Annotated in this window: 22 protein-coding genes; 3 read left to right on the plus strand and 19 right to left on the minus strand. The window is 42.2% G+C overall.

Annotation, left to right across the window (positions count from 1 at the left end):
* Window positions 1–2 precede the first annotated feature (2 nt).
* Genes mraY through mraZ form a run of 7 tightly spaced genes read right to left on the minus strand, consistent with a single transcriptional unit; the run spans window position 3 to window position 7,604 of the window.
* Complete coding sequence (mraY, locus tag K5Q58_RS09120; RefSeq protein ID WP_220753625.1) at window positions 3–1,085, minus strand: phospho-N-acetylmuramoyl-pentapeptide-transferase; 1,083 nt, start codon at window positions 1,083–1,085, stop codon at window positions 3–5.
* Window positions 1,086–2,459, minus strand: coding sequence for a UDP-N-acetylmuramoyl-tripeptide--D-alanyl-D-alanine ligase (murF, locus tag K5Q58_RS09125; protein WP_220753626.1), 1,374 nt, complete (start codon window positions 2,457–2,459; stop codon window positions 1,086–1,088).
* Window positions 2,459–4,018, minus strand: coding sequence for a UDP-N-acetylmuramoyl-L-alanyl-D-glutamate--2,6-diaminopimelate ligase (gene murE / locus K5Q58_RS09130; RefSeq protein ID WP_220753709.1), 1,560 nt, complete (start codon window positions 4,016–4,018; stop codon window positions 2,459–2,461). The genes murF and murE overlap by 1 nt, the downstream gene beginning before the upstream one ends.
* A complete protein-coding gene (locus tag K5Q58_RS09135; RefSeq protein ID WP_220753627.1) occupies window positions 4,015–5,751 on the minus strand; it encodes a penicillin-binding protein 2 in 1,737 nt (578 codons plus the stop codon). Before K5Q58_RS09135 ends, murE begins: the two co-directional genes overlap by 4 nt.
* A 58-nt stretch (window positions 5,752–5,809) precedes the next feature.
* On the minus strand, window positions 5,810–6,124 hold the full coding sequence (ftsL, locus tag K5Q58_RS09140; RefSeq protein ID WP_220753628.1) for a cell division protein FtsL: 315 nt from the start codon (window positions 6,122–6,124) through the stop codon (window positions 5,810–5,812).
* 57 nt (window positions 6,125–6,181) lie between these two features.
* Window positions 6,182–7,123, minus strand: coding sequence for a 16S rRNA (cytosine(1402)-N(4))-methyltransferase RsmH (gene rsmH / locus K5Q58_RS09145; protein WP_220753629.1), 942 nt, complete (start codon window positions 7,121–7,123; stop codon window positions 6,182–6,184).
* Between the two features lie 22 nt (window positions 7,124–7,145).
* Window positions 7,146–7,604 carry a division/cell wall cluster transcriptional repressor MraZ gene (gene mraZ, locus K5Q58_RS09150; RefSeq protein ID WP_220753710.1) on the minus strand — a complete coding sequence of 153 codons (459 nt, stop codon included), beginning with the start codon at window positions 7,602–7,604 and terminating at the stop codon, window positions 7,146–7,148.
* A gap of 678 nt (window positions 7,605–8,282) precedes the next feature.
* Between mraZ and K5Q58_RS09155 the strand changes: the two genes are divergently transcribed.
* Window positions 8,283–8,519, plus strand: a complete 237-nt coding sequence (locus K5Q58_RS09155) for a hypothetical protein (protein WP_220753630.1) — start codon at window positions 8,283–8,285, stop codon at window positions 8,517–8,519.
* 42 nt (window positions 8,520–8,561) lie between these two features.
* On the opposite strand, the gene glpK is transcribed toward K5Q58_RS09155, so the two are convergent.
* The 7 genes from glpK to recQ all read right to left on the minus strand — a co-directional run bounded on the left by glpK (window position 8,562) and on the right by recQ (window position 19,605).
* Window positions 8,562–10,046 carry a glycerol kinase GlpK gene (gene glpK, locus K5Q58_RS09160; RefSeq protein WP_220753631.1) on the minus strand — a complete coding sequence of 495 codons (1,485 nt, stop codon included), beginning with the start codon at window positions 10,044–10,046 and terminating at the stop codon, window positions 8,562–8,564.
* Window positions 10,047–10,303: 257 nt separating this feature from the next.
* Window positions 10,304–11,647, minus strand: coding sequence for an outer membrane protein transport protein (locus K5Q58_RS09165; protein WP_220753632.1), 1,344 nt, complete (start codon window positions 11,645–11,647; stop codon window positions 10,304–10,306).
* Between the two features lie 588 nt (window positions 11,648–12,235).
* Window positions 12,236–12,841: a 3-isopropylmalate dehydratase small subunit gene (leuD, locus tag K5Q58_RS09170; protein WP_220753633.1), complete on the minus strand. Its 606-nt coding sequence runs from the start codon at window positions 12,839–12,841 to the stop codon at window positions 12,236–12,238.
* A 23-nt stretch (window positions 12,842–12,864) separates the two neighbouring features.
* Window positions 12,865–14,283 (minus strand): 3-isopropylmalate dehydratase large subunit, encoded by a 1,419-nt coding sequence (gene leuC / locus K5Q58_RS09175; RefSeq protein ID WP_220753634.1) that lies wholly within the window; start codon window positions 14,281–14,283, stop codon window positions 12,865–12,867.
* A complete protein-coding gene (leuB, locus tag K5Q58_RS09180) occupies window positions 14,283–15,377 on the minus strand; it encodes a 3-isopropylmalate dehydrogenase (RefSeq protein WP_220753635.1) in 1,095 nt (364 codons plus the stop codon). The genes leuC and leuB overlap by 1 nt, the downstream gene beginning before the upstream one ends.
* Entirely contained in the window at window positions 15,374–16,942 is a 1,569-nt protein-coding gene (gene leuA, locus K5Q58_RS09185) for a 2-isopropylmalate synthase (RefSeq protein ID WP_220753636.1), read from the minus strand. Before leuA ends, leuB begins: the two co-directional genes overlap by 4 nt.
* 782 nt (window positions 16,943–17,724) lie before the next feature.
* The gene (recQ, locus tag K5Q58_RS09190; protein WP_220753637.1) at window positions 17,725–19,605 is read right to left on the minus strand and encodes a DNA helicase RecQ; all 1,881 of its coding nucleotides are present in this window, start codon (window positions 19,603–19,605) and stop codon (window positions 17,725–17,727) included.
* 190 nt (window positions 19,606–19,795) lie between these two features.
* Between recQ and K5Q58_RS09195 the strand changes: the two genes are divergently transcribed.
* Window positions 19,796–20,260, plus strand: coding sequence for a thioesterase family protein (locus K5Q58_RS09195; protein WP_220753638.1), 465 nt, complete (start codon window positions 19,796–19,798; stop codon window positions 20,258–20,260).
* 191 nt (window positions 20,261–20,451) lie between these two features.
* The gene (gene rarD, locus K5Q58_RS09200; protein WP_220753639.1) at window positions 20,452–21,348 is read left to right on the plus strand and encodes an EamA family transporter RarD; all 897 of its coding nucleotides are present in this window, start codon (window positions 20,452–20,454) and stop codon (window positions 21,346–21,348) included.
* Window positions 21,349–21,366: 18 nt separating this feature from the next.
* On the opposite strand, the gene K5Q58_RS09205 is transcribed toward rarD, so the two are convergent.
* The 5 genes from K5Q58_RS09205 to radC all read right to left on the minus strand — a co-directional run bounded on the left by K5Q58_RS09205 (window position 21,367) and on the right by radC (window position 25,003).
* Window positions 21,367–21,888: a PH domain-containing protein gene (locus K5Q58_RS09205; RefSeq protein WP_220753640.1), complete on the minus strand. Its 522-nt coding sequence runs from the start codon at window positions 21,886–21,888 to the stop codon at window positions 21,367–21,369.
* Between the two features lie 116 nt (window positions 21,889–22,004).
* A complete protein-coding gene (argA, locus tag K5Q58_RS09210; RefSeq protein WP_259651299.1) occupies window positions 22,005–23,330 on the minus strand; it encodes an amino-acid N-acetyltransferase in 1,326 nt (441 codons plus the stop codon).
* Between the two features lie 456 nt (window positions 23,331–23,786).
* Window positions 23,787–23,960 carry a 50S ribosomal protein L33 gene (gene rpmG / locus K5Q58_RS09215; RefSeq protein WP_011494790.1) on the minus strand — a complete coding sequence of 58 codons (174 nt, stop codon included), beginning with the start codon at window positions 23,958–23,960 and terminating at the stop codon, window positions 23,787–23,789.
* A 6-nt stretch (window positions 23,961–23,966) separates the two neighbouring features.
* Window positions 23,967–24,203 (minus strand): 50S ribosomal protein L28, encoded by a 237-nt coding sequence (gene rpmB, locus K5Q58_RS09220; RefSeq protein ID WP_055025225.1) that lies wholly within the window; start codon window positions 24,201–24,203, stop codon window positions 23,967–23,969.
* Window positions 24,204–24,325: 122 nt separating this feature from the next.
* Window positions 24,326–25,003: a DNA repair protein RadC gene (radC, locus tag K5Q58_RS09225; protein WP_220753641.1), complete on the minus strand. Its 678-nt coding sequence runs from the start codon at window positions 25,001–25,003 to the stop codon at window positions 24,326–24,328.
* Between the last annotated feature and the right edge of the window lie 132 nt (window positions 25,004–25,135).

Genomic DNA, 25,135 nt, shown 5'->3' on the forward strand with positions numbered 1-25,135 from the left:
TACTACCTTAACTTAAGGGTTGCCAGTCCTAGCATTACTAGGAATAACGAAATAATCCAAAAGCGAACAATCACTCTTGGCTCTGGCCAACCTTTCAATTCGTAATGGTGGTGAATCGGTGCCATTCTAAAAATACGTTGTCCACGTAATTTATAAGAACCCACTTGTAGAATCACCGACACCGTTTCCATAACGAAAACACCGCCCATAATCACTAATAACACTTCTTGGCGAACTAATACGGCAATAGCACCCAGGCCAGCGCCAAGCGCTAACGATCCAACATCACCCATAAACACTTGTGCTGGGTAGGTGTTAAACCATAAAAATCCTAAGCCAGCACCAACAATCGCGGTACACACAATCACTAACTCACCTGCATCTGGCAGGTGCGGAATATGCAAATAACTAGCAAACTGAGCATGACCTGATAAATAGGCAATCAGTGCAAATGCTGCTGCAACCATGACTGTAGGCATGATTGCTAAACCATCTAGGCCATCGGTTAAGTTCACAGCGTTACTGGCACCCACAATAGTGAAGTAGGCCAACACGATATAAAGCAAACCTAGTTGTGGCATCACATCTTTAAAGAATGGTACGACTAACTGAGTCTCACCCGGAATTGTCGCTGAGCTATATAAGTAAAAAGCAACGGCTAAAGCGGCAATTGATTGCGAAGCATACTTCCAACGGGCAATCAGACCTTTAGAGTCTTTCTTGACTACCTTTAGGTAATCATCGAGGAAACCAATACCACCAAATGTACCCAGTACAAATAGCATCACGAGGACATATCTATTTGATAAATCGCCCCATAATAAAACGCTGACAAAAATCCCTGCGAGGATCAGCAAACCGCCCATTGTCGGTGTGCCACGCTTACTGAAATGTGATTCTGGACCGTCATTACGAACGACTTGTCCAATTTGAAGTAACTGCAAACGTTCAATTAACTTAGGGCCAAACCATAAGCTAAAAATCAGACCTGTCATAAGCCCTAAAATGGCTCTTAAGGTCAGATATGAAAATACATTAAACCCACTATAAAACTGGGTTAAATACTCAGCTAAATAAGCCAGCATCTAAACAAACTCCCCACGCCTATTGGCACTTAATAACTCTTCGACCACAGTTTCCATCGCTGCGCTTCGAGAGCCTTTCACTAAAATAGTTACATCATCCGGTAACAGATTTATCTTTTTCATTAATGCTTGAGCAAGTGAGCCTGAGTCACTAAAGTGCTCAGAACCAAACGCTTTACTAGTCGATTCAGTGAGTTGTCCGCAACAAAACAGGTCATCGATTCCAGCGAGTTTGGCTTGTTGACCAACCTCAAAATGCAAAAGGGCGCTATTGTCACCTAATTCGCCTAAATCTCCCAGCACTAAACATCGAAAACCACGAGTTTGTTTTAACCAACTGATCGCGGCATCAACAGAAGTCGGATTGGCGTTATAGCTGTCATCAACCAATAAAATTCGTCCTAACTTGTGCGGCACCATTCGCCCCTTAACAGGCGTTAACGTACTTAGCCCCGTTACAATATCTGTAACAGGGATATTCAGAGCGATACAAATGGCGCTAGCAGCTAATGCATTACTCACTTGATGCAAGCCCGCTAATGGAAGTTTTACAGGGTAAGACTGACCTAAAATGACTAAATTAAATTGATAGCAACCGCTATCGTTAGCAACAATATCAACTGCTTTAATATCAGCGTCGATAGTTTCAGAAATTGAAAATGTCAGTTGCTTAAAGGCCGATGCTTTTTTTACCATGAAATCAGCAAAATCATCATCAGCATTAATAATGGCAGTACCGTCTTTACTTAGATGATTAAAGATTTCAGACTTTGCCTCAGCAACGCCTTCAATTGAACCAAAACCTTCAAGATGAGCACGGCCGACATTATTCACTAATGCCACCTGAGGCGTCACTAAAGATGAAGTATAATTAATTTCACCCTGATGATTTGCGCCTAACTCAAACACACCATACTCATGGCCTTGCTCAAGTCTTAATAGTGTTAATGGCACACCGATTTCATTATTAAAGTTGCCAGCAGTAAACAACACTTTATGGTGCTGAGATAAAATTGTCGCAACGATTTCTTTAACCGTCGTTTTACCATTAGAGCCAGTCAGAGCTATTGAAAGTGGGTTAACTTGCTGGCGAATATAAGCACCAATAGCGCCCATGGCTTTTTGCGTGTTCTCGACAACAAGCTGTGGAATATTGACATCAAGTTGTCGCTCTACCAGTAAGGCTTTTGCACCATTTTCAATTGCTGTTTCAGCAAAGCTATGGCCATCAAAACGTAAACCTTTTAAGGCAACAAACAAACTGCTATCCAGCATTTTCCGGCTGTCACTGGTTACATCATTAATGGTGATGTCAGCGCCGATGAGTTGAGCGTTAAGCTCAGCAGCTAAAGTTGATAATTTAATCTCTATCATCAGATGCCTCCTGTTTTGACAAGAGATTGTTCTGCATCTGGACTGGTTAACATCATGGCTAATGCACGTTCATCGTAATCAATTTTGCTACCTGCGACTTCTTGGTAGGTTTCATGTCCCTTACCCGCGAGTAAGACAATATCACCCGCTTTGGCGAGTTTAGTCACGGCTTTAATCGCTTCAACCCTGTCAATTTGAGTCAATGCCAACTCAGGGTGAGTTAATCCAGCAACCACATCATTGATAATACTCATCGGCTTTTCACTGCGAGCATTATCACTGGTCACCATGACTTTATCAGCAAATTGCTCAGCAGCTTGCGCCATTAAAGGTCGCTTACCTGTATCACGGTCACCACCACAACCAAACACACACCACAAGGTGCCTTGGCAGTGAATTCGCAGCGCTTTTAAAGCATGTTCGATGGCATCAGGCGTATGGGCATAATCAACCACTAAGGTCGGGCCATTAGCTTGATTAAATCGCTCCATACGACCGGCAACAGGGGTCAAATGAGGTACTAACGTAAGCAACTCATCCATTAGGTTTACGCTGCTATCCTGTGCCGTTAACGTACCTTGCAAATACAGTGCACCTAGCGCAGCAACAAGATTTGATAGATTAAAATCACCTAAAAGCGGTGATGACAACTGACCTTTCAATAATGGTGAATCTTGATGATGAATATCAGCAGGGTAATAGAAATCACACGTCACCCCTGCATCATTGAAATGCATGTTATCAGTGTAAAAGCGCGCTAAAGGATGCTTGTTAAGGCTAAACCCAAACATACTTGCCGATTTCAGCTCATCAAACCATCTTTCACCTACGGCATCATCAAGATTTAATAAGCCATTTTTGATGCAAGAAAAAGTAAATAAACGCTTCTTTGCCGCGCCATAAGCATCCATGTCACCATGATAATCAAGGTGATCACGACTTAAATTGGTAAACACTGCCGTACTAAAAGGCACAGCTTCTACTCGGCCTTGCACTAAACCATGGCTTGAGACTTCGATCGCGCAAGTATTAACATTTTGCTGCTGAAACTCATGTAATTGACGGACAAGCGTAATGGCATCAGCGGTTGTATTGCCGCTATCGATTAAACTGCCCCAAACACCATTACCTAACGTGCCCATAACAGCGGCTTTTTGCTGTTTAAGGGTCACCAACTGTGCAATCAACTGACTGACCGAAGTTTTACCGTTAGTCCCTGTTACCCCAATAATCGCCATATCGGCGTTGAATAAAGGATATAGCTGCGCAGCAACGGCCGATAACTGGCGGCTTAATTGAAAAAAAGACACCAACACGGCACCAGAATCATGATAATTAACTTGGCCATGTTCCTCAGGGTTATCAGTATGAATTAATGCACCTAAGGCGCCCGCTTCAACGGCTTTATTAATAAATTTTCGACCATCAACTTGATGGCCAGGTAAAGCAACGAACAAACATCCTTGGCTGACTTCACGGCTATCTAACGTCATTGAAGAGACTGACTCACGGCCAGCATAATGAAACCAAGGTGCTAATAAATCACTAAGAAGCATTATTCTGCCCTCCTAGCGATTGCTGCCAATTCAACTTTCTCTTTCTCATTTAATGGTTCTACATTGAGCATCTGTAATGCTCCAGACATAATTTTTGCAAAAGCAGGGCCAGCCACATCGCCGCCATGATATCTATCGCCTTTTGGCTCATTAACCACAATTGAAATCGCTAAACGTGGATTATGTACTGGCGCAACGCCCGCAAACAATGAAACATAATCATCTCCGTAACCTCCTGCAATGGACTTACGGCTAGTACCAGTTTTGCCTGCAATAGGGTAGCCATCGATATGTGCTTTAGTTGCTGTGCCACCCCTTTCGGTTACACCTAACATCATTTCCATCACGTCTTTGGCAGTTTGTTCAGAGATAACTTGCTCACCGCGAGGGGCTTGCTTTAACTTAAGAATCGAAACAGGGTATAGAATTCCGCCACTGCCCAATGTTGCGTACATTCTCGCTAATTGAAGCGGCGTGGCAGTAAGGCCGTAACCATAAGACAATGTTGCACGTTCAAAGTCAGACCAACGGCGACGGTCGTGAATAAGACCTGCACTTTCACCCGCTAAATTAATACCTGAGTAATTACCTAAACCCATCGATTGATAAGTCCCCAATAACTCTTGCACTGGCATCGATAAAGACACTTTGCTGATCCCAACGTTACTGGATTTCACCAAAATCTTATCCAAGGTCATATTGCCGTAGTTGATAGTGTCACGCACTTGGCGTCCACCCACTCGCATCCAGCCTGGGGAAGTATTAATTAAGTCATCTCGCTCAACCGTGCCAGCCTCTAAAGCCGCAGCAACCACAAACGGCTTAACTGTAGAACCCGGCTCAAAGGTATCGGTTAATGCGCGATTTCGCATACGATAGGATTGCAAGTTTTCACGAGAATTGGGGTTATAAGATGGCGTATTGACCATCGCCAGTACTTCACCGGTTTTCACGTCTAGCACAACAACAGAGCCTGACGTCGCTTGGTTGATTTCAGTCGTACGTTTTAACTCACGATACGCTAATTGCTGGATACGTTGATCAATGCTGAGCACCAAGTCATTTGAACTTTCGCCTTCTTCAACAATATCTAAACGCTGCACCACTTTACCATCGCGAGATTTTCGCACTTTTTGCTTTGAAGGTGTTCCAGTTAGCCAGCTGTCGTAAGCATTTTCGATACCTTCAATACCAACATCATCAATGTTAGTTAATCCAACTAGCTGCGCTGCAGTTTCACCTGCAGGATAATATCGACGAGATTCAGACTTTAAATAAATACCCGAAATCTTTAATTGCTTAATGTATTCAGCAACAGCAGGAGTAACTTGGCGTTTTAAATAGATAAAGCGACGTTTAGGATCGCGCTGTACTTTGTTTACTATCTCATCAACAGGCTCATGCAATACATCCGCAAGCGCTTTCCAGCGGCGCATGTCTTTAAAGGCATCTTTATCATGGGAAATTTTAGGGTCTGCCCAAACGGCACGAACAGGGACACTGACAGCGAGCATTTCGCCATTACGGTCGGTGATCAAGCCACGTTGCACCTGATTACTGCTGGTACGTAAAGTACGCATATCACTTTCGTGACGTAATTTGTCGGGTTCTATAATTTGAATATAGGCGGCACGTGCAATCAAAGCCGTAAATAAAAGCAACACAAAACCAACCACAACGAATAATCGCCATGGGATCAGCTCTGGGTTTAACTTACGTTTGGCTTGTCTGCTCATCGTTTAAACTTGAGTTAGTGACTCAACAATCCTTATTAATTTAACCGCTTATATAATTTCACTGTAACCGAATGACCACTTCTTCTTTCGGTAATGGACGCATCATTTTTAAATCTTTAGTCGCAATCCGTGTCACCCGACTATGTTCTGACTTAGATTGCTCTTCTAACAACAAATTGCGCCATTCAATGTCCAATCGATCGCGCTCTTGTAATAAATGATCCATTTGCGAGGTTAACTTTCGCGTCGCATGACTGGTATAAACCACGCCTACTGCATTGACGAGTACAACCACCGACATTAATAAAATCCACTTATGTCGCCAGATATCGGCAAGCACAATACGTGATAATTTTATCGATGATTGCCCCAAGTTAACCTCATCTATTGTTCTTTTAAGGTCTTTAAATAAGACCGTTAATTTCGTTCTTTAATAATCAAGACGCTGCGCAACACGAAGTACTGAACTGCGTGCACGAGGGTTTTGCTCAATTTCAATATCAGAAGGCTTCATTGCCTTGCCCATTGCTTTTAATTTTTTTGACTTATTGATTTCAGCTTCCGTAATAGGCAAACCATGCGGCACGCTCGCACCTTGGCTGTATTTACGAATAAAACGTTTCACCATTCGGTCTTCTAAAGAATGGAAACTGATCACCGATAAACGCCCTTCTGGCGCAAGTACAGCAACAGCACCTTCTAATGCTTGCTCTATTTGTTCTAATTCACTATTGATATAAATACGAATAGCTTGGAACACACGCGTAGCAGGATGTTTATTACGTTCTTTATTTTTAGTAATACGTGCAATTAACTCAGCTAAATCTTTGGTTCTTAAAAATGGCTTTTCATCGCGGTCTGCGGCAATACAACGGGCAATATGCCGAGAATTTTTCTCTTCACCATAGGTTTTAAATACCCATGCCATATCTTCAATTTCAGCTTTAGCAATCCACTGCGCAGCTGTTTGACCTTGGCTATTATCCATCCGCATGTCCAAAGGGCCATCACGCAGGAAACTAAATCCGCGTTCAGCATCATCTAACTGAGGTGAAGACACACCTAAATCCAATAACACCCCATCGATCTTGCCTTTAAGGCCGAGCTCTGTAACGTATTGTTCTATCTGACCGAAACCACCGTGAACAATCTGAAAGCGCGGATCGTCGGCAAACTGTTTTGCCGCTTCAATAGCTTGAGGGTCGCGATCGATAGCAATCAAGCGGCCATTTTCACCAAGTTGACTCAGCACATGCCTAGAATGACCACCACGTCCAAAAGTGCCATCGATATAGATGCCATCTTCATGGATGTTCAAACCGTCAACGGTTTCTTTTAGTAGTACAGATAAATGGGCAAATTCTTGGCTCATCAGACTCTTCTTAATTGGTTATTTATAATGAAAAATTAGCTAATCTTTCATGGCTAGCGAGATCTTCAGCTTGGATCAGCTCATGGCTTTCATCCATTTGCGTCTGCCAAGCGGCTTCATCCCACAATTCAAACTTGTTTAATAAGCCCACCAGCATGGTTTTCTTTTGTAACCCTGCATACTGTCTTAATGCTGGAGGAACTAGCGCACGCCCATTACCATCTAACTCACATTCATGAGCGTGGCCTAATAATCTTCGTTTCATGGAACGTTCAACTTTGTCGGTGTCTGATAATTGCAACAATTTAGCTTCTATCAATTCCCACTCGTGGATCGGATAGATCAATAAACAATGTGATTGGATGTCCACAGTAATAACGACAATGCCATCGTGCTCGGTGCGTAAGGATTCGCGGTATCGCATTGGAATAGCGATCCGTCCTTTTGCATCCATATTTATCGCACTAGCACCCCGAAACACAGCCATCGATCCCTATTAATTGTTATTAAAATTCCCACAAATATCCACAATTCCCCACAACCCTTAAGTTTAGGGATACAACACAAGTATTGTCAAGCGATGAGAACATTAATTAAATCCAGTTCTGAAGCGGGTTAGCAGCAAATTATAATTACGCTCTTCGAGGTGGAGAAAAGTGGTTTATAGACGGGTAAATGAACGAAACCATAGACATAACAGCACTAATAACAGTAATAAATGTGGGGAATTTGATCCAAGTTGTGACTATTTTCATATAAAAATAACAATAAGGATCGATTTCAGCTTGTATTTTTATTCAGAAATATCCACCCAATGTGTGATGGGTCTCTTTATAGAAATAATGTGTACCGTGAATTTCAGAAATCGAATTCAAAGTGAAACAAGCAAACGAGACTAGATAATTGTGATTAAAGGCTGAACTACATACAATGAAATAGATTAAATATTAATCAGCCATTGCCGATATAGTAATAACTTAGGTTATTAACGCTAAATCTACGGATGAGATTCGATAAGATGATTATTGCCGAGAGTAAGTTAATAATTAACTGCTAACAGTTCAAAGCTAGAAACTAGAAACTAGAAACTAGAAACTAGAAACTAGAAACTAGAAACTAGAAACTAACAGTATCGTTCAATGTGATTAAGGAGGTCAAAATGAGTTTAGACAGTATTTACGCCATTGTAGCCAGGCCGCCTAGGCAAGTTGATGGAGTTAAAAGAAATGTCAAAAAAGTCAGCGACAGTGAATCGATATCTGCTGATAGCCATGAAGCGCCTCAATCTCAATTACCACCAGAAACCAAGCTAACGCCAAAAGACACTAGCGCTAACAAAGCTTCCCAGCACACTGACGACAATTCAAAAATAAAACACATCGACATAGAAGTTTAATCACAGCGACTGTGACTCACTTTATTACTTTGAAAAAGACTGTTAGTTTGAAATAGTCTGTTGAACCGCTTTCTTCCAGCCGGCATACAAATCACTTCTTACCGAATTGTCCATTTGCGCAGTAAACTGCTTATCTGTCGCAGCAATATTTTTAAGCTCGTCTGTTGACTGCCAAAACCCTACCGCCAGTCCAGCCAAATAAGCTGCACCCATCGCTGTGGTCTCAGTGACTTGAGGGCGAATTACATCGACATCACTAATATCAGCTTGGAATTGCATCAAAAAATCATTGGCAACTGCGCCGCCATCCACTCTAATTTGTTTTAGCGCAACACCAGAGTCTTGGCTCATTGCCTCAAGTAAATCTTTACTTTGATATGCGATTGCTTCTAAGGCGGCACGAATAATATGGCTTCGGTTAACACCTCTGGTTAAACCAACAATCGCACCTCGTGCATCAGCATCCCAATAAGGTGCCCCTAAGCCTACAAAAGCGGGCACCAAATAGACGCCATTAGTGTCTGAAACTTTATTGGCAAAATATTCAGTATCTTGTGCATCTTGAATTAAACCCATTTCATCACGTAACCACTGGATCACCGCACCGCCCATAAATACCGCGCCTTCCAAAGCATAGTTAACGGATAAATCGCTACCAATACCTATGGTAGTTAACAAGCCATGGGTCGATAAAACGGCTTTTTCACCTGTGTTCATCAATAAGAAGCAACCTGTGCCATAGGTATTTTTAGCCATACCGGGTTCAAAGCATAGTTGACCAAATAGTGCAGATTGCTGATCGCCAGCCATGCCTGCCACGGCTATCTCGCCACCCGCAATAGTCGTCGTGCCGTAAACCGCACAAGAAGGCTTAACTTCAGGCAACATAGCACGAGGAATATCAAAAGCGGCTAACAACTTTTCATCCCATTGTTGCTGATGAATATTAAACAACATTGTGCGTGAAGCGTTAGTTGGCTCGGTAACATGCACCTTACCCTTAGTCAGCTTCCAAACTAACCAAGTATCAATAGTGCCAAACAGTAAATCACCAGCCTCGGCTTTTTCTCGAGCACCTTCAACATTATCTAATAACCATTTAATTTTACTTGCTGAAAAATAAGGGTCTAACACTAAACCTGTGGCCGATTTTATATACTCTTCTAGACCATCAGCTTTAAATTTCTGGCATATTGCTTGGCTGCGACGGCATTGCCACACAATAGCATTGTGAATTGGCTTGCCGGTATTTTTATCCCACACAACGGTTGTTTCACGTTGGTTAGTGATACCAATTGCGGCAACATCATCACAACTGATCCCCGCTCTGGCTAATACTTCAATTAACGATGAACTTTGGGAAGACCAAATTTCCATAGGATCATGTTCAACCCAACCAGCTTGTGGATATATTTGGCTGAACTCTCGCTGGGACACCGCCACCATATTAGCTTTATGATCAAACACAATTGCTCTTGAACTGGTGGTGCCTTGATCGAGCGCGATAACATATTTCTTTGAATTCATTACTGGCCTATCTACTTATTACTGACGAAAACTTGGTTATAAATTATTTATCGAAGCAAAAGGTAAAGCTGAAGCTCTCTTCGCCCGAGCTTTTTCATTATTAATACTGCATGATAATAAGGTAAGACGGATATGGCTTAATCACAAGTCAGTAAATAGGGCTAAAGCATGTTATCCAGATAAAATAAGATTTTTGAACATAAAAAAGCCCCGCATCAGCGAGGCTTTAATCTAAATTGGCAAACAAAACCAATAGATTACATTTTGTAGCTAACCTGAATACCCGCTAACCATACGTCAGCTTCAACGTCACCGCTGAAGTTAACTGATGCCAAACCCAATAAATCTTGAGTTTCGTTAATCGGAGCATCACCTACACCTTTAATGTAAGTCACTGCAAAATCGACCGTTAAGTTTTGAGTCGCTTGGTAACCAGCACCCGCACTGAACCATAAACGGTCAGAATCAGGAATTGTAGTTGAACGATACTCGTCCTGCGCAGCGCCTTTATCTAACGCTACACCACCGCGTACTAACCACTTATCATTAAGCTGGTAAGTCGAACCGACAGCAAAGCGCCAGTTATCTTTAAAGTTCTCTTCTTTAACTAGATCGGACTCAAGATCGCCAGTTGGCTTATTTTCACCAGGGAAATACGCCACTAACTCTTCAAATACACTCCATTGAGTCCAGTTGACACTAGCGTGCATTGCCCAGTTATCAGTGAACTGATGATGCGATGCTAGTTCTGCAAACGCTGGTAATTCGATCGGTAAATAGCCTTCAATGTAAACATCTTGGCCGCCATCATAAAGTAAACCAGATGCATCGCCGTCTAGTTCTAATTCAACGCCACTATGATAAGCAAAGCCTAAACGGTGAGTGTCGTTTATTTGCCAGCTAGTACCTAACTGCCAACCGAAAGCAATATCATCACCTTCCATATATTTAAGGCTTGCACCAGCATCCGGTAACATTGGCGCTAAGTCTGGCACCGCTTGCTTAACACCATCAATCCAACCCGGCATAGATGCACCGACATGGCCTTCACCATAAACAACACGTAAGCCAGCACCGACACTGAATGCTTCATTCACCTTGTAGGCAATATTCGGATTGAACTCAATTGTGGTGATACCAGTTTCGCTACCAAATATAGCAGCTGCATGGCTAGCATCTAGCTCTGTCGCTAAACCATAGTTAGAGTTAACTGCTAAACCCCAAGTCCACTGGTCGTTCAATTGATTCGAGTAATAGAAATTAGGTACTACCGCGCTGTCAGCAATATCAATTGCATCGGCAGGTACCATCACAGGATCGGCCCCTAATAATGGAGAAGAAATACTAACGTCACCAAGTACATCAACATTTGGCATGACATAAATAGCACCACCAGAAAGCTGACGGCCTTCAAGGTACGTTAGCATTGCAGGGTTTCTAGCTTGCGCTGCTGCGTTATCTGCCATTGCAGCTTCACCAGCAAAAGCACGGCCTAAACCAGTCGAAGAATATTCAGCTAACTGGAAACCAGCCGCATTTACTTGAGTCGTTGCCCCGAAAAGCATGGCACTAACTGCCACAGTCAATATTGTCTTTTTCATTATTAGTCTCTGTTTATAGCAAATCTTATGTTTGCCTAATCTCTTACATCATTAGAGCAATTGCTCAATTTGAAATCGCGGCAAGTTTACTGATGCAGAATAAATTTACAACTAAAAGACTTAAATCAGAGTAAATAACTAGCAAAAGACTGATATCAAACATTTTAAGTGACCCAAGTCACACCGCAATTACCCAAATAAGCGTTTTTTCAAGAAATCATTCGCTAAGACTTACATCAAACATATCCAATACAAAGATTAAATACATATTTATCATATAGATATAAGGTTAAAAATGTTAAACACCAGTACGCTAAAATTGATAGTGATTTAAACTAAGTTTTTATCAAACAGAAACCAATAATAGATTTACCATTTAAATTCATAACCTTATTGCGATATCATTTTCTTAATTCAATAAAAAAGCCTCTACTGAAACCAGTAGAGGCTTTAACTAATATAAACTTGGTACAGGTGTACGCTAAACCCTATAACTTAAATAAGGATGTATTTGCGAATCAAAAAATAGCTTAACTCGACACTCTCAGTAAGCTAATAAATGACACTCTATTTATCTACTATTCGCTATTAAGCTCGCCAAGCAGGAATGCTTGTTTCATAGTCGCTAATGGCCGCCGCATATTCAAGCGTTAACCCAATGGCATCTAAGCCGTTTAATAGCTTGTGTCTTGCAGATTCCGCGATAGTAAAATTAAATACACTACCTGATGGAGACGTCACAGTAAGCGACTCTAAATCGACAGTAATGTTAGCGCCTTCAGTTGCTTCAACTTCCGCCATAAGCTTTTTAACTTGCTCATGGGTTAGTTTTACTGGCAATAAACCGTTATTGATCGAGTTGCCATAAAAGATATCGGCAAACGTTGGGGCAATCACGACTCGTAAACCAAAATCAGCTAACGCCCATGGCGCATGTTCACGGCTTGAGCCACAGCCAAAGTTTTCTTGCGCCAATAAAATTGAAGCGCCTTTATAGCGAGGTAAGTTTAAAGAAAACGTTGGGTTATCTTGCTCACCAGCTTCATCTAGGTAACGCCAGTCATGGAATAAGTGAACCCCAAACCCATCACGGGTGACTTTAGATAAAAACTGTTTAGGAATAATTTGGTCGGTATCGATATTCGCGCTGTCAATCGCAACCGCTAGACCAGTATGTTTTGTAAAAGCTTGCATCTGATTTTCCTTTTGGTTGTCGGTTAATAAGGCTTACGAATATCAACAAAGTGGCCTGCAATGGCAGCTGCTGCTGCCATTGCAGGGCTCACTAAGTGAGTGCGACTGCCACGGCCTTGTCTGCCTTCAAAGTTACGGTTACTGGTTGATGCGCAGCGATCGCCCGCTTCTAAGCGGTCATCGTTCATTGCCAAACACATAGAACAACCTGGTAAACGCCACTCAAAACCCGCCTCTAAAAAGACTTTATCTAGACCTTCCGCTTCTGCCTGCAACTTCACTTGGCCAGAACCTGGAACCACAATGGCAACGACGCCATCTGCGACTTTACGGTTTTTAGCGTGATGGGCTGCTGCACGTAAATCTTCGATACGCGAATTAGTACACGAGCCAATAAACACTTTATTGATTGGAATATCGACCATCTTAGTGCCAGAAGTCAGGCCAATGTATTCAAGCGCTTTTTCCATGCTGCCACGGACGGTAGCATTAGATTCAGTCTCAGGATTTGGCACTTCTGCATCAATCGGAACCACCTGCCCTGGATTTGTGCCCCAAGTCAATTGCGGCGCAATATCGGCAGCCTCAAGCACCACTTCTGCATCAAACGTTGCATCAGGGTCAGTTTTAAGTGCAGTCCAATCTTTTACAGCTTGCTCCCAGTCATCGCCTTTAGGAGAAAACTCACGACCTTCTAAATAATCAAATGTAGTTTGATCTGGTGCAACCATACCCGCTTTAGCGCCCATTTCGATGGCCATGTTACATAAGGTCATGCGGCCTTCCATTGATAATGCTTCAATGGCTTCGCCACAAAACTCAACCACGTAACCTGTACCGCCATCCATACCTAAACGACCAATAATCGCCAGTACGATATCTTTTGCAGTAATGCCTTCGGCGACATTACCACGCACTTCCACTTTCATGGTTTTGGCTTTTAATTGACGTAAAGTTTGGGTAGCTAAAACGTGCTCAACTTCAGAGGTACCAATACCAAATGCTAACGCGCCAAATGCACCATGTGTTGCAGTATGTGAATCACCGCAAACAATGACCGTACCAGGTAAAGTAATACCCAGCTCTGGGCCCATTACATGGACAATACCTTGATTAGGATGATGAATATCATAAAGCTTCACGCCAAACTCTTTACAGTTTTGCGCTAGAGTTTCAACCTGAATACGTGCCATAGGGCTCATTGCATCAAGGCTCGCGCTCAATGTAGAGATATTATGATCCATAGTGGCAAAGGTTTTTTCTGGTGCACGTAGCTTTCTGCCCGCCGTTTTTAAACCGCTAAACGCTTGTGGCGAGGTCACTTCATGAACAAGGTGACGGTCGACATAAATAATCGGCGCCTCCGCTTCGGGCGATGCTAATACATGAGCTTCCCATACTTTTTCATACAGGGTTTGAGCAGCACTTACTTGAGTTGCCATTAGACACCTTCCTTAACAGCGTTTGCGATAAAGTCACCCATTTCACTGGTTGATTTAGCATTGTGGCGTTCATCAGCACCCAATAGTTCACCGGTTAAATAACCTTGTGATAATGCTTTGCTAACAGCACGTTCAATCGCACTAGCCGCATCTTCAAGTTTTAAACTATGACGAAGTAATAACGCCGCTGATAAGATTTGCGCCACTGGGTTTGCAATACCTTGACCTGCAATATCTGGCGCACTGCCACCAGCAGGCTCGTACATACCAAAGCCTGAGCTATTTAAGCTGGCTGATGATAATAAGCCCATCGACCCCGTTAGCATGGCAATTTCATCAGAAATAATGTCGCCAAATAAGTTTGAACAAAGCATGACATCAAATTCATTCGGACGACGTAACAGCTGCATGGTCGCGTTATCAATGTAAATATGTTCAAGCTCGACATCAGGGAACTCTTTGGCAACACCTTCAACCACTTCACGCCACAGTACTGAACACGCTAAAACATTAGCTTTATCAACGGACGTGACTTTTTTGCTGCGGCCTTGTGCTGCTTCAAATGCGATACGGGCGATACGTTCGATTTCACGGCGGCTATATCGCATAGTGTCAAACGCTTCTTCATCTGGTCCTTCACCTTGGCGCCCTTTTGGCTTACCAAAGTAAATACCACCCGTTAATTCACGAACACATAGCACATCAAAACCACGTGATGAGATATCACTACGCAGCGGTGACATATGCTCAAGTCCAGTATGCAACTTGGCAGGACGTAAATTACAGAACAAGTCGAAGTGACCACGAAGTGGTAATAAAGCGCCACGTTCAGGTTGATCGTTAGGCGCTAAATGCTCCCACTTAGGCCCGCCAACACTACCGAATAGCACGGCATCTGAAGCTTCACAGCCTTTTAAAGTTGAATCTGGCAGTGGGCAACCATGGTTATCAATGGCAATACCACCGACATCGTACTCAGCATATTCAATATCTAGTTCAAATCTGGCTTCAACTTCTTTTAACACTTTACGTGCTTCAGCCATGACTTCTGGACCAATACCATCACCTGCTAATACTGCTACTTGATAACTCATACTCCACCTAACTCCCTATCTTTATGAATCTGTTGTTTGAAATCAGCGACCTTATCTGCGCGATACGTTAAGTTCATCACGTGCACTAATGCTTGTGCTGATGACTCAACCACATCTGTCGCTAAGCCGACACCGTGGAATGTCTGCTTATTGTATTCAGCAGTAATATCCACCTGACCTAGTGCATTTTGGCCTTCGCCTTTAGCACCTAATTTGTAATTAGTAATATTAATTGTACGACCCGTTGCACGTGCAATGGCGTTATACGCTGCATCGACTGGGCCATTACCTGTAGCGGCTTCAGTAATTTCTTTACCATCCACCACAATACGCACGGTAGCTGTTGCCACACCTTCAGTTGAATCTGAATGCACCATTAAGTGCTGCAGCGAATAGTTATCATCATCTTGAGTTTGCGCTTCCATAAACACTAACGCTTCAAGATCGTAATCAAACACTTGGCCTTTCTTATCTGCTAAATTCAAGAACTGCTCGTACAAAGTATCCATATCGTAATCGGTTTCTTTGTAGCCCATTTCTTCCATGCGATGTTTAATCACATGGCGGCCTGAACGAGAGGTCATATTTAAATTATTACGATTCAAGCCGATGCTTTCTGGGGTCATAATTTCATAGGTATTCTTGGCTTTTAGCATGCCATCTTGGTGAATACCTGATGAATGAGAAAATGCATTGGTTCCCACCACGGCTTTGTTAGCCTGAATAGGCATGTTACATAGCTGGCTCACAAGCGATGAGGTTCGGTGAATTTCTTTAGCATTAATATTACTTTCAAGCCCTAATAAATTCTTGCGGGTTGCAAGGATCATGGCGATTTCTTCTAGTGAACAATTACCTGCACGCTCACCAATGCCATTCATAGTACATTCAATCTGACGCGCACCATGCTCAACTGCGGTAATGGAGTTGGCCACTGACAAACCTAAGTCATCGTGACAATGCACCGAGATCACTGCTTGGTCGATGTTGGGTACACGATTGAATAAAGTTTGAATGATACCGCCAAACTCACTTGGTACGGTGTAGCCCACAGTGTCAGGAATATTAATGGTACGTGCGCCTGCTTTAATGGCTTCTTCAACCATACGGCACAAGTTATCAATCGGTGTACGACCAGCATCTTCACAAGAAAACTCAACATCATCCGTAAAGCGACGCGCATATTTAACCGCGCTTACGGCCATTTCTAATACATCGTCAAAAGAGCGCTTTAGTTTACTTTCAACATGAATGGTCGAGGTTGAAATAAATGTATGAATTCGGAACTGGTCAGCAACAGCCATGGCTTGGGCGGCGGCATCAATGTCTTTTTCTAATGCACGGGATAAGGCACAAACACGACTATTTTTAATCGTTTTAGCAATCGTTTGTACCGACTGGAAATCACCAGGCGATGACACAGGAAAACCGACTTCCATAACATCAACACCTAAGCGTTCAAGCGCCAGTGCGATTTGAAGTTTTTCTTTCACAGTTAAACTTGCCGCTAACGCCTGTTCGCCGTCTCTCAATGTGGTATCAAATATTATGACTCTATTGGACATCAGTTTTCTCCATCGAACCTATTGTTCACGTAAAAGTTTGCTCGCCTAACTAACGATTTACTGCTGCATTTTGGTACCGCTTAAATCCATTTCGTTAGCTGTATTTGTTCATTTAATTTGTTTGTTCAAAAATTTAATCGGTTGTAGAAACAAAAAACCCCGCGGCTGTTAGCGCGGGGTTTGTGAATGCCAGTAAACTTATTTAGCAAGTAACACAAAGGACTCCGCGCAAATATTGCGTAAGAGAAGAAGGAGACCTAGGAGAATGTTACCACTATAAATATTCATTAAAGTTAACTAATTATTCTTAAATTAAAATTTTCTATACCCACTTTTTAACGTGACCAGCCTGCTGTGTCAACCCCAATTTATTCATCTTTTAGCCATTGGCAAACATAATGCTGTAGGTTTGCTCTTCATAAATTGAGTTAAACCAATTCATTTGAGCTATGTATCGTGCCGTAAAGCTTGATATACACTGATTTAAGCATTTATTTTCACTCAATTTTACCGTGGTTGAAAACAGTCACTTCAATGGATAAAACTTGCATAAAAAAATTGAAAACAACTAAACAAAAATTGTTATATCAAATATGAAATAAGCTTAATGTGATTGCAGTATCTGCAAACGAAAGAGAGGAATTATTTAGAAATGATGATTGTTCGAAATTAGGGACATAGCACTCAGTGAATACTAAACTTAGTTACTCCTATTGGATTCTTGGCAACAAGAGCTGTAACTAGAGTCTGTGATGACATTGATTAACAACAGTTAGAACAATTTAGTTTTCAATCAGGTATTGGCTGATTTCATCTAAAAATGCATTACCAAAGCGACTCAACTTACGCTCACCAACCCCATTCACTGCCAACATTTCACCTGCACTGGTAGGCACCATAGCTGACATTTCAGCTAAGGTTGCATCATTGAATACCAAATACGGTGGTACATCGTGCTCTTCAGCCAACTCACGGCGCAGTAGTTTAAGACGAGCAAACAGTTTGCGGTCATATTGCTGCGGCGCACGAGATGAACTGGTGCGGCGCTTGGTGGTCACTAATTGAATTCGCGGTTCTGCCAGCTTTAACTTAACGTCACCCCGTAAAACTGGTCTGGCAGATTCATTTAACTTAACTGACGAGCCACGGGTAATGTCTTGGCTTGCTAAACCTAAATGGATCAGCTGACGAGTGACCGATAACCAATACTCATGGCTCTGATCTTTGCCAATGCCCCAAGTGGATAATTTATTATGGCCACGATCCATCACGTTAGCGGCTTTTGAACCACGCAATACATCAATGACCTGATTCACGCCAAAATACTGCTTAAGCCTAAAGATGCAAGAAAGCACCTTTTTAGCATCTTCAGTGCCATCATATTTCTTAGGAGGGTCGATACACACATCGCAGTTACCGCAAGGCTTATCTGCACTCTCATCAAAATAATGCAGCAATACCTGACGGCGGCAAGTTTGCGCTTCAGCGAAGGCTGCCATGGTATTCATTTTGTGAAACTCTACATCTTGTTGCGGCCCAGGTTCTGACTGCTCGATTAAGTGCTTCACTCGACCGATATCAGCAGGGTCAAACAGCATATAAGCTTCAGCATCTAACCCATCACGGCCAGCACGACCCGTTTCTTGGTAATAAGACTCGACGCTTTTAGGGATATCGTAATGCACCACAAAGCGCACATTGGACTTGTTAATTCCCATACCAAAAGCAACCGTCGCCACCACAATGTCGATTTTGTCTTTTAAAAACTTATCCTGAATATCAATGCGTTCTTCTTGGGTCATACCAGCATGGTACGCCGCAGCACTGAATCCTTGTAGTTTCAGGCGATCAGCCACCTCATCAACGCGTCGTCGACTACTGCAGTAAATGATGCCATTGCTGCCTTTTTGAAGTTGTAAAAACTGCTTTAATTGATTCGCAGCATTGAGCTTTTCAACCACCGTATAACGAATATTAGGTCGATCAAAACTGGATAATAAGCAAAATGGATTAATGCTCAAACGCTGGCAAATGCTATCTCGCGTAGCCTGATCGGCCGTTGCAGTAAGCGCCATTAGCGGAATATACGGGAATATTTCTTTCAATTGACCAAGCGCTGCATATTCAGGTCTAAAATCATGACCCCATTGGCTGATGCAATGCGCTTCATCAATAGCAAATAATGACACATGAAGCTCGTGCAATCGTTCAATAAAATCAGGTCTTAATAATCGCTCAGGTGAAACATAAAGCAGTTTAATCTCACCTTGATGCAGTCGGCGCAAAATCGACACTGTCTCGTCACGTGGCAAAGATGAATTCAAATAAGCCGCTGCGACACCAGATTGAGTCAAGCTGTCCACTTGATCTTTCATTAATGAAATTAACGGCGAAACCACTACGGTAAGACCCGGTAAAATTAAGGCTGGTAGTTGGTAGCACATACTCTTGCCACCACCAGTAGGCATGATCACCAAAGTATCTTGGCCACTCAATGTCTGCTCAATAATTTCACGCTGCCCTTCACGGAAGTCTCGATAACCAAATATCTGTTGTAACTGATGCCCAAGCACATCCTGCGCCTCTTGTTGAGTCGCGTTGGGTGCAGAGTCGATTTGATCAACTGTTTGGCTTGAGCTTGAACTGGAAATAGGACTGTCCATCTTTTAGGCTGAAGATAAGAAGCGTCATTTTAAAGCACTGCCACGCATATGTCTCGACCCAATGTCAGCCTGCAATCTTTAACTGCTCAAATATGCAGCATTGATTTTATAAAGCTAATTAAGTTAGATTAAATACTCTAGCTAGTTTGCCCATGCCACTCGACCTCAAATAACAATAAAAAGGTTAACTATGACAACGGAAGTTCAATTAAACGCACTAAAGCAAGTCGCTGAAATTTTTGATAAACATGTACCATTTCATAATCTATTGGGATTAGAAATTAAACGCTATGACACCGAAGGCGTTGAAGTTGTTATTCGTATGAAACCCGAACTTATCGGTAACATCCACCAAAACATTCTCCATGGCGGCGTAACAGCTACTTTATTGGATGTGGTTGGAGGATTAACCGCATTTGCAGGGTTAGTCTCAAGTCGAGAAGATTGGACAATCGAGCAATTAGAAAAACGCTTAACCACCTTAGGAACTATCGACATGCGTGTAGACTTTTTACGTCCAGGTCGTGGTGAAGTATTTACTGGCACAGGTTGTGTTATTCGCTCAGGTAATCGTGTTTCAGTTTGTCGCATGGAGCTACATAACGAGCAAGGGACACATTTAGCTTTTGGTACTGGCACTTATATGGTTGGTTAATATATTGAGCTAAGCGTTAATTTGATGAACTAGGGAAATTTTGCACTAGTTCATCACATACCAGTTAAATCCTTACCTGCTAAATTCTTATTAGTTAATCAGAATGAAACAAATGATTACGCTAATAACTTGAGTGATCATCACCAGCAACCTACAATCGCCCTTTCTCTATTTCCGTGCAGTTGGTTCCCATGCAAGATCTTGAACACCGTAAAGGCATCGCCCTTGCCATTTGTGCCTATTTCCTTTGGGGAATTGCGCCTCTTTATTTTAAATTACTCAGCGATGTCTCGGCGTTTGAAACCTTGGCTCACCGAGTGCTGTGGTCATTTTTCTTCATCATTATTTTAATGCAGTTTATTGGCGGATTTTCGCGCCTTAAATTGGTGCTGAAAAAGCCCAAACAACTGTTAGTGCTAACGGTTACTTCAGTACTGATTGCCGTTAACTGGCTTATTTTCATTTGGGCGATTAATAACGACCATATGCTAGATGCAAGCTTAGGCTATTTTATTAACCCATTATTTAATGTGTTACTGGGAATGGTATTTTTATCTGAGCGCTTACGGAAACTACAATGGCTGGCAGTGGCACTCGCAAGTATTGGTGTGTTAGTTCAACTTATCTCGTTTGGCTCAATTCCATTGGTATCGCTAGCTTTAGCCTGCTCTTTTGGTTTTTACGGTTTACTGCGTAAAAAGGTCAACATTGATGCTAAAACCGGTTTACTGGTTGAGACCGCGATACTATTACCCGTAGCTTTAGGCTATTTGCTGCTGACATTAGATACGGCAACAGCAAACATCTTCACCAACAATATGACGATGAACTTAACGCTCATCGCTGCCGGTATTGTTACCACTGTGCCGCTATTATGTTTTGCGGGGGCGGCGATGCGTATTCCCTTGTCAATGTTAGGATTTTTCCAATATATTGGCCCGAGTATCATGTTCATATTAGCGATTTTTTTATATAACGAACCCTTCGATATTGAAAAAGGCATCACCTTTGGCTTTATTTGGAGTGCGTTAATTATCTTTACTGCGGATATGGCATTGCAACGCAGACGCCGCATCAAGCAAACATAAACTGCTAGCCCATCTCTCTTATTCCTGCAAAGCAGCAATCTTATTCATTGTTGCTTGCGGGTTTTCCACCGATAACAGCAACGTATATCCTCTCTTTGTTGGCACGAGTAATACAGCTTCATTAGTTGTCACCGACACTAGGGCTTTATCGCCATTTTTAAGCGTAAACCAACCTAAAAAGTATCCTGTTAGGCCCAATCCATTAGTTCGCCTGCTAGGCGTGTATTGAGGCTCTTCTAAAAGGTTTATCACCTTAGCTTGCTGCCAATCGACCTCACCAGCCTCAAAATGTTGACCATACAATGGAATATTCACCTCAACAGCGCCCGACTGACTCACAGATACCCTTGATTGGCTCGATTGATACATGGTCAGCGAAAACAAAGCGAATACCGCAATAATGATCCCTAAGCTTGAATAAAACGCCGCACTTGGTAATTTTTTCACTTTCAGCAGTATCGTTAACAGCACTAAGCCAATTAACAAGCCAATAAAATTCGCCATGGCATTACTAGAGAGTCCTGCAAGTTCAATATTCATCATTTTTCCAAAGGCTTAAAAGTGCTAATAGTGAGCTGATAGATTTGTCGAGCATAACAAAAATGCCACCCATGTATGACCATGAAGTGGCATTTTATTACGCTAAATTTTTAGGATTATAAATCTAACGCAAGAATTTTAGATTTACGTTGGAAGTTATATAACTGCTTTTTCACATTCGGTAAGGCATCCACTTCAACGATATTAAAGCCATGCTCTAAAAACCAATGAATACTACGTGTGGTTAACGCAAATAAGCGAGAGTAGCCACGCACGCGAGCCTGACCAATAATATTATTGAGTAGCACACTGCCACGATCTGCATCGCGATAATCAGGATGCACCACTAAGCAGGCAAATTCACCGGCGTTATCTTCTTCAAATGGATACAGCGCCGCACAGCCAATTACTAGGCTATCGCGTTCAATCAGCATGAACTGCTCAATTTCCATTTCAAGCTGTTCACGCGAGCGACGTACTAAAATGCCTTGCTCTTCTAATGGACGTATTAAGTCCAGTACCCCACCAATGTCACCAATATTAGCGCGTCTTAAACGTTCTGCGCTTTCGGTAACGATTTGAGTACCAATACCCTCACGGGAGAATAGCTCTTGTAGCAAGGTGCCATCTTCTAAATAACTCACTAAGTGACAGCGTGGCACCCCATTTCGGCATGCATCGATACTGGCTTTTAAAAATGCCATCGTCCCAACACAAGGTTGGTCTGCTTGGTTCATCTCATCCCAAATGGTTTGCGCTTCATTAGGCATAAGCTCAGCAATCACTTCACCCACTTGGTCTAAAATACCGTGGGTGCTACTGAAGCCAATAATTTTGTCTGCTTTCAGTTTTATAGCAACTTTGGTGGCAACCTCTTCCGCAGTTAAGTTAAAGCACTCACCAGTCACTGAGACAGCCATAGGCCCCATCAATACAATACAGTTATTGTTTAACTGACGCTCAAGCCCTTGGGTATCAATACGACGCACTTTACCCGTCAGGCAAAAATCTACACCATCATCAATACCAAGCGGCTGAGCAATGACAAAGTTGCCACTGACTAAGTTGATTTGTGCATTTTGCATTGGCGTATTACCAAGGCTCATCGACAACCGAGCGGTAATATCAAACTGGACTGCACCTGCTACTTGTTTAATGACCTTTAGTGAGTCTTCATCAGTAACACGCACGCCATTGTGATAACTAGGTTCAATGTTTGCGTCATGAAGCGCTGCATCAATCTGCGGCCTCGCGCCATACACCAGTACCACTTTGATACCAAGCGAATGCAACAGGGCAACATCATTTAAAATGCCGCGAAACTGATTATGCAATAACGCTTCGCCGCCCAACATGACAACGAAGGTTTTCCCCCTATGTACATTGACATACGGTGCTGAATGACGAAAACCATCAACAAGCTCTGTGGTTCTTAAAGGCACATTAACCCCTACACAAATAAATATATCGGTATTAAGTCTCGTTGCGAACAACAAGGTTAATATAATTAATCAATATTATTGCATTTAAATTCACTTTAAAAGGCTTTTATTGGGTTTTTTATGGCTTTTTAGTATTTAACTATTCAAAAATGGTATCAAAACCACCCAAGAGTGACATTCCAATAAATTATTGCAGTGACAATTACTTAGTGAAACTCACAGTAAAACCCAACAACATTGAAAAGTATGCGAAGACATAAGCAAAAATACAATATGTGACAGCCTAGTGGCCAAATATGACAGATTTAATGAATAAGCCAATTTATAAGCTGTGTAACTGTAAAGATTTATTGCTAAAAGGTAGGAGCGATAAATGTAATCATTATTGTCAGCGAATACTAAAAAAAGGCCAAAAAAAAGCCCCAATAAAGGGGCTTTTCAAAAGAACAAAATCAATTACTTGATTTTAGCTTCTTTGTACATAACGTGCTGACGAATAACTGGATCAAATTTCTTGATTTCCATTTTTTCAGGCATGTTACGCTTATTTTTTTCAGTAGTGTAGAAGTGACCAGTTTTAGCACTAGATACTAATTTGATCTTCTCACGATTACCTTTAGATTTAGCCATTTTCTATTATACCTTCTCGCCGCGGGCACGAAGTTCTTTAACTACAACTTCAATACCTTTTTTGTCGATGATACGGATACCTTTAGTAGATACACGTAGTTGCACGAAGCGTTTTTCTTCTTCTAACCAAAAACGGTGGTTTTGTAGGTTAGGTAAAAAACGACGACGAGTCGAATTTTTAGCGTGCGAACGGTTGTTACCAACCATAGGCTTCTTGCCAGTTACTTGGCATACTCTTGACATGTCAATCTTCTCCAAAAACAATTTTAAAACGCTCGAGCATTTATGTGCCTCGTGTGGCCGTCGCCCGAGGCACAAAGAGGGCGCATTTTATACACGATAACAAAACTAAGATCAAGTATTGTTTATAATAACCATCCGCGTTCAGCGAAGGAAACTATCTCCTGATCGCCTACAACCATATGATCCAAAAGGGAAACATCGATGGTTGAAAGGGCTTTTTTTAATCTGTCAGTAATTTGCCGATCTGCCTGACTTGGCTCTGCAATGCCAGACGGGTGATTGTGACACACTATGACTGCCGCAGCCTTTTTCTCCAGCACTAGTGTCACCACTTCACGTGGATAAACTGATGCCGAATTAATCGTTCCGCGGAATAATTCTACAAACTGAATCACTCTATGTTGGCTATCCAACAATAATAATGCGAACACTTCATAGGATCGGTCTGCTAATTGTCTCATTAAATAGTCCCGAGTTAAATCAGGATTTATTAAAATTTGTCCTCGATGCATGTTTTCTTGAAAAATTCGCTTCGAAATCTCCGATGCAGCCTGTAATTGGGCATATTTTACCGGCCCAATACCCGCCAATTGACACACCTGAGATTTAGGCGCTGCAAATAATGGTCTTAAGCCGCCAAATTTGCTGATCATCCCACGGGCTAAATCCACCGCATTGTGCCCTGCTAATCCATTGCGTAATAAAACCGCTAATAGTTCTGCATCAGATAAATGCCCTGCGCCATGCTTTAATAATTTATCTCTTGGTCCTTCGCCGTCAGGCCAATCTTTAATTACCATAAACACTCCCTTGTTTATTACCTATATATTGCTAATTAATACATCCTTGTGACCTGATATGGCCATTTGCAACTACAAGAGTATGGTCTAAATTTTTAATTTCGGATCATCCCCATTTAAGTGGATTGTGAT

The sequence above is a fragment of the Shewanella sp. KT0246 genome, assembly GCF_019654955.1.
Classification (GTDB): domain Bacteria; phylum Pseudomonadota; class Gammaproteobacteria; order Enterobacterales; family Shewanellaceae; genus Shewanella; species Shewanella goraebulensis.